Origin of the sequence: Mycoplasma parvum str. Indiana (assembly GCF_000477415.1) — a bacterium.
Lineage (GTDB): Bacteria > Bacillota_I > Bacilli_A > Mycoplasmatales > Mycoplasmoidaceae > Eperythrozoon_A > Eperythrozoon_A parvum.
The window spans coordinates 134923-148359 of sequence record NC_022575.1 but is presented as its reverse complement, the minus strand read 5'-3'; the positions used below and the strand labels follow the sequence as shown (position 1 = coordinate 148359).

At 28.7% G+C, this 13437-nt stretch carries 12 protein-coding genes; all 12 read right to left on the bottom strand.

The features are described from left to right. Positions 1 to 7: 7 nt before the first annotated feature. Entirely contained in the window at positions 8 to 1051 is a 1044-nt protein-coding gene (locus PRV_RS00780) for a hypothetical protein (RefSeq protein WP_022769174.1), read from the bottom strand. Positions 1052 to 1226: 175 nt separating this feature from the next. Further along, positions 1227 to 2252, bottom strand: coding sequence for a hypothetical protein (locus tag PRV_RS00775; protein ID WP_022769170.1), 1026 nt, complete (start codon positions 2250 to 2252; stop codon positions 1227 to 1229). Between the two features lie 198 nt (positions 2253 to 2450). Then, on the bottom strand, positions 2451 to 3563 hold the full coding sequence (locus PRV_RS00770) for a hypothetical protein (protein ID WP_022769166.1): 1113 nt from the start codon (positions 3561 to 3563) through the stop codon (positions 2451 to 2453). Positions 3564 to 3712: 149 nt separating this feature from the next. Next, entirely contained in the window at positions 3713 to 4897 is a 1185-nt protein-coding gene (locus PRV_RS00765; protein ID WP_022769162.1) for a hypothetical protein, read from the bottom strand. Between the two features lie 98 nt (positions 4898 to 4995). Beyond that, the gene (locus PRV_RS00760; protein WP_022769159.1) at positions 4996 to 5901 is read right to left on the bottom strand and encodes a hypothetical protein; all 906 of its coding nucleotides are present in this window, start codon (positions 5899 to 5901) and stop codon (positions 4996 to 4998) included. A gap of 328 nt (positions 5902 to 6229) precedes the next feature. Further along, entirely contained in the window at positions 6230 to 7336 is a 1107-nt protein-coding gene (locus PRV_RS00755; protein ID WP_022769155.1) for a hypothetical protein, read from the bottom strand. Between the two features lie 134 nt (positions 7337 to 7470). After that, the gene (locus PRV_RS00750) at positions 7471 to 8517 is read right to left on the bottom strand and encodes a hypothetical protein (protein ID WP_022769152.1); all 1047 of its coding nucleotides are present in this window, start codon (positions 8515 to 8517) and stop codon (positions 7471 to 7473) included. 183 nt (positions 8518 to 8700) lie between these two features. Continuing rightward, complete coding sequence (locus PRV_RS03030; protein WP_022769150.1) at positions 8701 to 8874, bottom strand: hypothetical protein; 174 nt, start codon at positions 8872 to 8874, stop codon at positions 8701 to 8703. 419 nt (positions 8875 to 9293) lie between these two features. Next, a complete protein-coding gene (locus PRV_RS00740; RefSeq protein WP_022769142.1) occupies positions 9294 to 10361 on the bottom strand; it encodes a hypothetical protein in 1068 nt (355 codons plus the stop codon). Between the two features lie 112 nt (positions 10362 to 10473). After that, on the bottom strand, positions 10474 to 10845 hold the full coding sequence (locus PRV_RS00735; protein WP_144062290.1) for a hypothetical protein: 372 nt from the start codon (positions 10843 to 10845) through the stop codon (positions 10474 to 10476). A 108-nt stretch (positions 10846 to 10953) separates the two neighbouring features. Then, positions 10954 to 12072 (bottom strand): hypothetical protein, encoded by a 1119-nt coding sequence (locus PRV_RS00730; protein ID WP_022769134.1) that lies wholly within the window; start codon positions 12070 to 12072, stop codon positions 10954 to 10956. A 225-nt stretch (positions 12073 to 12297) separates the two neighbouring features. After that, positions 12298 to 13209 (bottom strand): hypothetical protein, encoded by a 912-nt coding sequence (locus tag PRV_RS00725; RefSeq protein ID WP_022769130.1) that lies wholly within the window; start codon positions 13207 to 13209, stop codon positions 12298 to 12300. Between the last annotated feature and the right edge of the window lie 228 nt (positions 13210 to 13437).

The window sequence follows — 13437 nt, the reverse complement described above, 5'->3', positions numbered from 1 at the left end:
TTTTCTATTAAAAGCTCCTTCATTTAAAAGCTTTTCCTTGTCATACTATGCCAATTTCTCTCGATCATATTAAATATTTAGTTCTAATATTTTGTGCTATATTTTCCCAGTTATCTCTTAATTGTTGTTCATAACCTTCATTTTTCTCCCCATTTCTAGAATTAGTTTCAATCACTCAATCTCTATCTTCCCACCTCTTACTTTCTATATTCGAGTCATTAATAGAGCCCACTCCATCAGTTGCGACATTTTTTAACTTTATACGACCTTTACATGTTTGTTGACTGCTCAATTCTTCTTCAATTAAACATTTTCCAACTTTTTCAATTTCTTTTTTAAATTTTTTGATATCCTCGGATGTAATTTCGCGAACTCATTCATCAACATACATGATTTCATTATCTTTTTCAATATGAATTAATCTGATTTTTCCGACAATATTGTCAGTCATTTCCTTTTCAATTAATAAATTTCGTAAATAAGAATTTTTCTTTTTCTGTTCTTGTAACTCACTTTCAGCCCAAATTACTAAACCTTTGGGATTATTTAAACTTTTCAATTTATTAATAATTCAAGATTCATTCTTTACAACACTTTCAAAATTATTTTCTAATTTGGCCAAGCATTTTTCCCCCTGATCAATCAATTTCTCTCATTTATTTAATTTACTTCCGTGTAACTTAATTTTTCAATCACTTCTATTTTCTATTTTTGGTCTATCTTTTTCTTCAACCATTCAAATAAATCTTCCTTTATTACTTTTCCCTATTCGTTCTCTTTCGCTTTGTTGAGCTACTCAAATTTCAGATCCTTCACAAATTCCAAAATATATTGCAGCGCGACCAATTGAGCCAAGACTTTTTCATTTACTATTAGTATCTAAATTTCCAGTTCAACTGTCAAAAAATAAAGATTTGTTGCGTTTTCCATCATTTCCCTTAAATATCGGTCCATCATCATTTTCTTTCTCTCAATTAGCTACCTTATAAAACCTATCTTGAACTTCTAAATTTTCAAGATTTTTCGAAACTATTTTTTGAGTTAAATTCAAAATTCTTTCTGTATCCTTATTCCCTCTATTTACACCCGATAATCCTAAAATAGAATAAATTCCGGAACCTCCTGCGCCTAAAATTCCAAGATAAAAAATGGATACTTTAGGAATTATTCAAAAAATTCCTAAAGTATTTTTGTTAAATACTTGTCAATATAGTTATAAACTGTTATTAAAAACTTCTTCATTTAAATTCTTTGCCTTCCCATACTAATCCAATTTCTTGTCCAAATTCAAGTCACTTAGTGGTAATTTCCTGTTCAAAATATTGTCAACCATCTTCAATGTGTTCTTCATAACTACAACTATCACTTCAACTATGATTTTGTCAACATTTTTCCCTTAAACCATTACTATGCTTTTGCTCTTTATTGTCTTTAAATAATTCCTTAAGATAGAGAAAACCTTGACATTTCTCCCGAGAAAGCTCTCGCTCGTTTTCTTCTTCTAAATCTATTAAACATTTTCCTTTATTCATTATTTCCTTTGCAAATTGCTTAATACTTTTTGGTTCAATTTTTTTAGCTCAGACATCAATATAGAAATAATTTTTTCCTTGGCTGGCATAAAAAAGTCTTATCTTTCCATTATGTGGGAAGATATCATTACTTGAAATTAATCCCATTTCCATCTTTAAATTAACCGAATTTTGAGAATTCTGTTTTAACTCAAATTCAACATTTTGAATCTTGGGAAATTTTTTTCCTTTCATTTTCGCTCCTACCCATGTATCAAATGCTTCCCAATTTCCATATATTTTTTGCGACCTCTCCAATTCTTGTTTTTTACATACTTTTTCATAATTTTGTAATTCCTCTTTTAATTTAATAGGCCATCCTTGTCACTCCACTTTCTCATCTTTATATTGATCACTATCAACATGACTTCATATTGCACTTCAATCTTTTTTAGAAGTTTTATTGAAATATTTGTTATAAATACCTTCATCTATCAAAGAAATAGAAGCTTTATAACAAATACTCATATAAGTAGCAAGTCTTTCAATTTTTTTTCATATATCAAACTCTTCATTTTTTCCTCCTTTAGAAGAGATAGTTCATGCATCAAAATATTCGCTATTATTAACTCCCTCCCCCTCTTCTTGTTTATTTTTATTTTTTCAGTCATACCATAATCAAGAATCTTGAACTTTAAATTTTTCAGAAGATTTTGAATCAGCTTTAGAAAGCTGATTCAAAATTTGTTCTTGTTCTGGCCTACTTAAACTTTTTCCTAATATACCAAGTGTAAAATAATTTCCAATTCCCCCGAATCCACAAACCCCAAGTCCAAAAAGAATTCTTTTAGGAATTTTTAAAGAAAATTCCTTAAAAGAAGTTTTCTCCTATTTTTTGACTTTTAATTTACAATGATTTCCATAATAAAAACATTTTCCTTAAAAACTCCTTCATTTAAATACCTTATTTTTTCATACTATTCCAATTTCCCGCCTCCATTTTAAATATTCTTTAGATAAATCACTTCCAAATCACTCTCAATTTTTACTTAAATCTTCACTATAATTTCCTTCACCTAATCTTTTTCATCCGCCTTCATATACACCACCATTCATATAAACCTCCATATTCCTAAGTTCCTTTTTTAGATCACCCCCATCTTTTACTTCAGATTTTACCCAAATTCCATGACATTTATTAGAATTTTCCTCTTCTTCGATAGAGCACTTTTCAATATTTTCTATATGTTTTTTTAAATTTATTAAATCTTCATTCACAATTTCTTCAAATCATTCATCTACATAAATTAATCCTGAATCATTAGTTATTTCTATCACTCTTATCTTTCCTACATGTGGCTTAACCTTATCCTTCTCATATAAAAAATCTTTTACAGGAACTATACTTCATTCTCTATTATTTTCATTTTTTGATAATTTTTGCAATTGAATATGCGAATTACTTTTATTTTTATTTAAAACAGCATAAACAACTATTCCCTTTTTTTCTTTATATGATTTAAGTCTACGTCATTGTCATCCACCATTTATTTCTTCCGATTTTCCAATCTGATCTTTGCAAAATCCTGCTTCACCTGTTTTTATTAATTCCTCAAAATTAATTTCCGAAGTAGGCTTTACAAGACCTAAGTTGACCCCTCTATTTTTAGATCAATCTATTCCAAACTTATTAGCTCACATCTCTCCTTGACGTTTATTGAAATAATATCCTGTTTCCTCGCTCACTCCAAGAACCTTAACTTTTGAATTTTCGCAAAATCCAAAATACCCCGCAAGCTTACCCAAAGAATCAATTTTTCCAACTTTTTTTCAAAACTCTTTTCATTCCGCTCCATTCCAAAAATCAAATATTTCTCCCTCTTTTTCAACATTATTTTCTAATGACGTTTCTTTACCAATTTTTTCCCACCCATCAAACTTATATCAATGATCTATTACTTTTAATTTTTTTATGTCTTGTCCTTTTCCTTCGGAAATCGTATTAATTTTTCGTTCAAATTCTTTATTTCAAAAAGCATTCGAAAAACCCAAAACAGTATAACTTCCAGTACCGCCAAACCCTAAAATTCCAAGACTTAAAAAAGATGTTTTAGGAATTTTTAAAAAATCCCTAAATAATTCCTTTTCTTATTTTTTAATTTTTAATTAAAAAATTTTTAACTTTAAAAAATAATTTTCTACTAAAAACTTCTTCATTTGAAAATTTTTCCATTTCATGAAATGCCAATTTCCCTTCTCCACCAAACATAATCTTTTTCCACTTTATCTTTTAATTGATCTCATAATTGCCCAGCTTCTTCTCCATATAATCCTTGATTTTCATTGTCAGTTTTCTTCCAATATTCTCCACCAGAAGTAAAATATTCAAATTCTTTTATATTATTTTTCTTTGCCCGTCAATCAATCTCTTTTTTGATGAATGTCCCTCTACAATTCTCATCTATTAATTTAGAGTTATCTTCATCTTCATCAAAATGACTTGATATTTTACAACTATTCTTTTTGCCTATTTCCAAGCGAAAATTTTCCATATCACTTGACCGAAAAGGTTCAACCCATTCATCAACATAAATAACATCATCTCCTTTTTCAATATGAACTATCCTTACTTTTCTATTAATTCAATTTGTATTTTTTTGCTCCAAAACTACTCCTGGTAAATATACCCTTAATTTTCTTTGAGATTCTATATTTGTATTATTTCTAGTGGCAACAACATCACCCTTTTCAAAAAATATCACTCAACCTTTTCTTTTTGGTAAACTATCGATCTTATTTTTTGTCATGGTTGAAAATTCACCATCATAAATTGTTCCTTTTAATGTCTCTCCATTTTGACAGCTTTTGCTTTTATTATTCAATTGCACCTCAGTAGCACTTTTCTTCAAAATTTCTGGGTCAACTTCTTGAATTTCTCTCTTTAAATTTGGATCAATTCATGTCGAACTTCTGTTATTCGAAGTGAAACTCCCCTTTATTTCTGAATTCCCGACCATTCAAGCTCTCGCTCCTTGACATTGAACAAATCATAAAACCATTCTTTTAACTGCATCCCATTCTCCTTTATTACTATCTATCTCTTTTGGATTGCTTTCCCAAATATCAAAATAAATGTTTTCTTCTTTTATATCCTTAGAAATATTTTCAATTTCTGAATCGTAGTAATAATTGCCTTGCTTTTCATTAACAAACTTAAATCATGGATTTTTAACATTTAATTTTTCTAATCCGCCCTCCTTTCGCTCAATTGAACTATTAATTAATTGTTCACTTCTACTTAATCCTATTCCCATTGCTTCCCCTGCGGCTCCCAATATAGTATAAGTTCCGACGCCTCCAAATCCCAAAATTCCAAAACTTAACAAAATTTTTTTAGGAATTTTTCATAAAAATTCCTAAAAAATATCCTATCTGATTCTTGATTTTTTTATTACTGAAATATAAAAATATTCAATTTAGGGCATTAGAAGCTTCTTCATTTAAACTCCTTACCCTCTCATACTAATCCAATTTCTTGCCCTAATATTACTCAATTTCTTCCCAACTCTTGCTTAATATGCTCTCAATGATCTTTCATATAAACTCCATATTCGCAATTACCTCTCTTTAATTCCACAGTACTTTCTCCATTATTAATACATCAACCTTTTTCAACAGTTTGATTTTGTGGAGATTCAACATTTGTACTTCTTAATATACTTTTTAAATCAAAAGTCTCTTCAATAATTTGTGTTATTAATTGACACGAGGATTGATTTTCCGAACCTTCATCATCTCCCATTTCACAATTAAAAGTATTTTTAATATATTCTTCTATAAATTTCAACTCATAGTTTTTTATTGCCTTCACTCATCAATCAATATATCAATAATTCTCCCCTTTGCTGATTTTCATTAATCTAATTTTTCCTTTATGTGGCTTAACCTCATTTGTTTTAAGAAGCATAATTTTAGGAGAGTAGGATTTTATTTTTCCACTACTTCTTATATTTGAATTATCAACTTGACTAAATACTAATTTTTTTGGATTTGGGATTTTAATTGATTTCAACTTATTTTCACCAGCTCCATTTACTTTAATTTTTTGCCACCAGTCATTTTTGCAATTTCTACCATTTAATTGCGAATCAATACCTTCAAATAAAATTTCTTGACCTTGTCAATTAACCTGTTCTGTTTTATATCAATCATCAACGTCAATTGATCACATAGCTTCTCAACTACTTCCTTTATTATCATTTTGTAAATATTCCTTCATGATAGCATTTGACAAAACTTCAACTTTGGCATCATAACAAGCTGCAAAATATGATCCAATTTTTTTAATTCGATTAACAAATCAATTTTCTCTTGAATCTTGACGAAGCACTTCTTCGTGATTTCATTTATCAAAATAATAATTTTTTTCATCCGATCCATTTTTATTGGAAACTTCATTTTCATTCCATGGATATAAAATCCATGGATCTTTTACAGTTATTCTATTAACATTCGATGTTGAATCAGCTTGGGAAAGCTGATTTAAGATTTGTTCTTGTTCTAGTCCCCTTAAACTTTTTCCAAGAGAGCCGAGTATAAAATAACTACCAATACCTCCAAGACCTAAAATAGCAATTCAAAAAATACTTCCTTTAGTAACTAAATTTCCTAATAAAGGAAGTATTTATAATTAAATTTTTTTCTTAAATAACTAATTATTAAAAACTCCTTCACTTAAATGTTCTTCCATCCCATGTTATACCAACCTCTCTTCTCCATCAAACATATTTAGTTGTAATTTCTTGAGAAAAATATTCTCAATCTTGTTGAATTTTATTTCCATAACTACTTCCTAAATCATTATTTGACCAATTATTATTTGTAAAAACTTTTCACTTTTCATTTTCTTTTTGATTTTCTCCGTTATTTAAGGGATTTCAAACAAGCTCTTTCATCAAAATAACGCCATTGCACTCGTTACCTACTTCATCATCATCTTCTTCAAATTCACTAGAAATTTTGCACTTTCCAGATTTTTCAATTCGATATTTTAAATCTTTCAATTGCTCCATCTTAATGGGTTCAACCCATTCATCTACATAAAATAGATTATTTCCTTGTTCAATATGAATAATACGAACCTTTCTTCGAATCCCATTTACTTTTTCTTTTTCATAAATCACCCCTCCCAGCAAATAAGATTTTCTCTCTTCATTATTGTCAGAACTTGCTGCAGTTTTTATTACACCTTCTCCCAACTTAATATTCACAATATTCCCCTTTCTATCTTTCATCTGTTTTAATTTATTTTCTACAGGAACACTGAACTTTAAATCCTCCTTAAATCTTTCACACAAATTTTCAATATTTTTTATTTGACTGTCAAGTTCTACCTTAAAACTTGTACTTTTAAGTAATTCTGTATCAACCTCCTGAATTTCTCAATTTTCCTCTTTTTCAGTCCACCAATACGTTTGTCCACTAGAATTAAAAGTTTTCTGATATTCTGGATTTCCAATAATTCAGACATCGGCTTTTTTGCAACTAATAAATCATTTCGACATTTTCCTTAGCTTATCAGCCTCAAAATTTGTAGAACCTTGTATTGTTTTATTTTCAAATTCACTCCATTTATCAAAATAATTTTCATTATCAACTTGTTGTCCTTTTTCAACAAAATAAGTAATGCCATCTTTTTCTTCCAGCATTCTTAGCCAAGGATCTTTTATATATAATTTGGATTCTCCCGAAACTTTTTTTTCGAGGGAACTATTAATTAATATCTCTTTTTTCTTTAATCCTTCAATTTTTCCTGTTATTCCCAAAAGAGTATAAATGCCCCCCCCTCCAAAACCTAATGCGCCAAGACTTAAAATGTTTGTTTTAAGAATTTTTTCTTTTTTTAACTTTTAATAAAAAACTACTAACTAAATCTCTTTTATTTAAAAAACATTTTTTATTAAAAACTTCTCCACTTAAATCTTTTTCCTTGCCAAACTACTCCAATTTCTTGTCCAACTTCCAATCAATTTGTTCCAAGCTCTAATTTAATTTCTTCTCAAGTTTCACTCAAATTTTCTTCATCATATGAACAATCACTGTTAATATCTCTTCTTTTTAAACACTTTCTATTCCCATCTCTTTGTGTTGATCTTTTTTCAATAAATTCTGGATCTCCGATTACTAACACTCCCTTACAATTAGAAGAATTTTGTTCTTCTACATCTTCATTATTTTCTAATGTACATCCAAAATCAGCTTTAATTAATTCTTCTAATCTTCTTGATATGCTTTCATTAGCATGTTCAAATCATCAGTCAACATATATATAATCATTGCCATTTACAACCTCTAGCATTCGTATTTTCCCCTTATGAGGTTTTACATCTTCTGTTTTGGCGACAATAACTCCATTAGTTCTTTTCTTTCCGCTATCTTGAATATTCACCCTCTCGAAATAAAGTTCTTTCATTTCAGGTATTTTTAAAATGCTTAACTTTGCTTTAGCGGATTGATCAAGCTCCCAAGTTTTAGTATTACTTTTATTAGTGTTTTGACACATAATATTCCCTCCTTCTTTCTCTTTAAAAATTAATTCTTGGCCCTGCCAATCAACTTTTTCCTCTTTTAAGTCTTTTTCATTCATGTAACTTCATAATGCAGCTCAACTACCATTCTGTTTCTTCCCGAAATATCCATCTGAAACGCTATGATTCACAACTTTAACTTTAGCATCCCAACATGTTTTAAAATTCTCGGCTATAGCTGTAATTCTTTCCCTAAATCAATTTCCTGACCCTTTATTTAATATTGCTTCAGAACTTCAATAGTCAAATACTTCCTCTGAAGTTCCTCGACTTTCTTTATTTTTTTCTTCCTCATATTTATTTAGATACCATTTATCTCTAACTTTGAATTTATTTGTATCTAGTGCATCTCCCTGAACAATTTCATTCAATATTGTTTCCTGTTCTTTCTTATTAAGACTAGAGCCAGTGGTTAACATTACAGAATAAACTCCTCCACCTCCAAATCCTAAAGTTCCAGTCCAAAAAAGACTTTTCTTGAGAATTTTCTACAAACCTTTTAAATTAGAATTAAATCAATTTTTCAACAGCATAAGCTGTTGAAAAAACCTAAACTTAAAATGACAAATTTTTCTTATTTATGACGAAAATAATTTAATTTTCTAATTTGTTCTAAATAAATTATTTAATTCACTAACATCTCTATTACCTCAAATTCCTAATTTTTCTAATCTCTGGCTTTTAGTTTTATCCCCCTTAACTATAGCAGTGGTAGTAGGAATGGCCCAAATAGCGCCCACACCAAAGAAAAATTTACTAATATTGCTAATCCCCATCAGTTTTGCGATTTTTAAATAAAACTCCCTTTCCTCGGAATATACTAGAAAAATGCAAATTCCCAAAAATATACTTAAAAGCTATCTTAATATAACCTATAAATAATAAATAAGACAAAAATTCCCTATAACTCATTTTTTTAAGTGACCTAAATAATTCAAAGAATCCTAAAAAAAACATTAAAGATGTTAAACTGACCATCATAATTATTCTGGGATCACTGATATCACCAGAGAATATTAAAACAGTAGGAAGCCATCCCATCTAATATTTAATCTTAAAGCCCAAATTACTAAAACAAATTTTTTCTAAATTCGCTATTCTCATAAAAAATTTATATTGAAATTAAATATTCAATTCCTTTGCTTTTTACAACCATCTAAATTCTTACTCTAATGACAAATAATTTTTTAATACATTAAAAACTTCTCCATTTAAATGATTTTCCTTGTCACAAAATTCCAATTTCTTGTCCCACTTCTAATCATTTTGTTCCTAATTCTTGTTTCAAATTTTCTCATTCTGTAGAAATTTCATCAGAATATGAACAATCTATTGAAAACCCTCCATTCCCTTTAAAACACAATTGTTCTTCTTTTCCAGCATTATTCACTTCTTTTTGAAAAATTCCTTTAAATTGGGTTTTCACAAAACCTTTACATTTTTGAATATCTGTTGCACTTTCACTCTCATAATCTTGTTGATCCATAATTTGACATCCAAGCTCCTCTTGAGCCATTTTATTAATTCTTTCAGCAAGCTCATATCCTTTATGTTTAAATCACAAATCTATATATCAATAATCTTTTCCATTTTCTACCTTGATCAATCTAATTTTTCCAGCATGTGGTTTAACATTTCCTAATTCTGTAATAATTATTCCCTTAGTTCTCTTTTTTCCATTTATTAAATTTCCCGATCCTTCTCTATTTTTGTTCTCATTTACTTCTACAAAAAGTTCCCGAATCTTTGGAAGTTTAATTTGTCCCAATTTATTTTCATCTGCTTTACTAATTTTTTTTGTTTTTCATGCCACCTCAGAGCATCCTTTATTAATTGTTTCCGCAGATGAATTTTGATCTAAAGTAACTTCAGAACCTTGCCACTCTACACTCTCTTCTTTAAGTTGACCTATTTCAGTTTGATAGCTTCACATTGAATCTCAACCATTATTTCCTTGTGGCGCAAAATATTGATTTGCAATACTGTAATTAATAATTTTTACCTTAGCGCCATAACAACTAATAAAATATTTAGCTATTTCCTCAATTCTTTCTTTAAAGCCGCTATTTTTTAAATTTATATCTTTATTTCATATATCAAATATTTTGCCATTTTGATTTACTTTTTCTTTTTCATCTAATCCCAATAAGTATCATTCATCTATTACTTTCAACTTATTGAGATCAAGAGAACTATCATTTACAAGTTCATTTAATACAGATTCCTTTTCTTTAGTAAACATACTTTTACTTATTGTTCCCATAATTCCATAACTACTGCCCCCCCCAAACCCTAAAGTACCAATCCAAAAAAGACTTCCTTTAGAAATCTTCTAAAGAAAACTCTTTTGTAATTTATTTCTAATCAAAAACTTTTTAAACGCTCTCCTTTTCATTTGGAACAATTTCCCCTTTTTCTTCAGTATTTATTTTTTCTTCAACAACTGAATCTTCAGATGAAGCAACTTCTTTGGTGGGCTTTTTCCTTTTTAAAAAACTAAATAATTTGCTAATAGGAGAAAAAATAGAAGAAAAAAAATTTTTAATAGATCTAATGCAACAAGAATATCCATAAACAAAATAACTCCCTGAAAAAAGATATTTCAAAAAATTTATATAAGACATTTTTTTATAATCCCTTCATAATTCCATAAAAAATCATCAAATGAAAAAACTTGAAACACTAATCAAAATAAGCATTGGTACAGAATCAAAGTCCATCAAATTCAAAACTCACATAAATTTCATTTAGTTAACTTTCGAATTTATAAATTTTTTGACTATTATTTGCAGCTTATATTGCTAAATTATTTATTTTTATTTCTCTTTCGTTATAAATAAATTTCTTTTTTATTATTAGAAACTTCTTCATTTAAATACTTTTCCATTTCAAACTATTCCAATTTCACGTCTCCACTTAACAAATTCTCTTTCTGTTTCAAGTTTGAATCATTCTCAATTTTGCCCTAGTTCTTCAGCATATCCTTGAGTTGCATCAACTCAACCTCCTTCTGAATATCCACCTTTCTTATATATCTGAACTTTTTCAAAATTTCGACTACTAAGTTGATTTTTACCCTCTGTTCTCACATTAACTCTGATTAACAAACCTTTACATCCTGAACTTAAACTTTCATCATCCAGAGAACAGTTTCCTTTGGTTGTAATCTTTTTCACAAATTTTTCAAAATCTTCTTTAGTAAGCTCCTCAAACCATTCATCAACATAAATCATCCCTTTTTTATTGTTTATTTCTAAAATTCTTATTTTCCCATCGTAAACAGCTACTTTATCTTTTTCATATAAAAGATCCGTCATCGGAATTTTAGTTATTTGTTCTTCTACTCCAATATTGTTAATATTTTTTTCAACTTTAATTTGCCCTCCATTATCACTTTTTGGCAACATTGCATAAATTATTGTTCCTTCTTTTTTTCTAAAAGAAGAAAATTTATTTTCAAACCATTTGTCTATAAGCTGCTCCGATGTCTCACTTTGACTTTTTTCTTGGATTTGACCACAAAAACTTTTAATAGTTTGGTCATTTTTATTTAACTTAATTTCTGCTGTAGGTTTAATTAATACTTGATCTACATTACCATTTTTTACTTCTTTATTGGCCCATAAATAGCTTTGCAATTTATTGAAATAATATTTACTTTCTTCTCCTTGGCTAATAATTTTTACATCCGCGCCTTCACAAAGATTAAAGTACATTGACATCTTTCCAAGAGCACTTCCTTTTAATTTACCTTGAAATTTTGAATCTCAGCTGTCATCATCTCAAAAATCAAAAACTTCATTTTCATTACTTAATGCTTGTTCTGTATTTTTAGAATTTGCCTTTTTATTGTTTCCAAAATTTTTTCAATCTTCAAATAGATATCAAGAATCTATTACTCGGGGCTTATTTTTTATTTTTGCCTTGCCATCAACAATCGTATTAATAACTCTTTCAAAATCTCCATTTCCCAATCCTGTAGATTTATTAGAAATACCTAATACAGCATAAATTCCAGATCCACCAAAACCTAAAACTCCAAGACTAAAGAGGCTTCCTTTAATAATTTTTTGTTAAAAAATGGCGCTTACTTTATTTTTTTGTTTTCCATATCTCTAACAAATAAAAAGAATTAAGTTTTTATTTTTGCAATTATTTATAAATAATTCAAAATTTTTCAATTAAAAGAGATAATTTCATTAGAAACTTCTTCATTTGAATCTTTTTCCTTGCCACATAACGCCAATCTCTTGACCAACTTCTAGTCATTTTGTTGCTAATTCTTGTTTAACAGATTCTCAAATCGTTCCCGTTTCTTCCGAATAATTGCAATCTCCTGTTAATTGTATGCCTGAATCTGAAACTGTCTTTAAGCATTCTCCCTGATTGTTATTATTCTTCTTATTTGAATCTTCCGAATAATAATTAGTATTCGCAATTTTTATTAAACCCTTACAAGAATTTGTGGTTGACATTAATTCTTGTTCATCATTTTCTACAACTTCACACCCAATTTGTTCTTTAATTTCTTCTCTCAATCGTTCAGCTAATTCATAACCTTCATGTTTAAATCAAAGATCAACATATCAATAATCATCCCCTTTTATAACTTGTAATATTCGGATTTTCCCCTTATGTGGTCTAACATTCCCAATCTCAGTTACAATTATCCCTTTAGTTCTTTTCTTTTGAACTTCAATTCCAGTTTCGCTTTCATAAAACAGTTCTTTTACCTTGGGAAAAGAAGTTTGTTTTATTTTTGCATCAACCCAATCTTCAAATTGAATATTTTTAAGTTCTTGCTTTTGATCATCACTAAAGCATTTTTTATCTAATAATTGTTGTTCTTTCTTTATTTGAATTTCCGAGCCTTGTCATTCAACTTTCTCCTCTTTTAACTGATTTTTTTCAAGACTTGGTCAGATATACTCTCAACCTGTTTGTCCATTCTTTCCAAAATATTGATTAGAAATGCCATAATCAATTATTTTGACCTTGGCTCCATAACAAACAATAAAATACTTGGCAACTTCTTTAATCCGCTCTTTTATCCCCCCCCGCGATAAATTTGTCCAAATATCAAAATTTTTTCCTTGTTGATTGCCATGCACTTCAATATCATTTGGTTTTCTACCATCATGATAATATCACTTATCTTTTACATTTAAAGCTTCTATATTAAGCGGACTATCTCCAGAAATTTCATTTAAAATTGACTCTTTCTTTTTTCGATCTAAACTTGTTCCAGTTGTTCCTGCAATAAAATAACTACCAGCCCCGCCAAATCCTGTAATTCCAATACAAAAGAGACCTCCTTTAATATTTTTTAAGAAAGTATT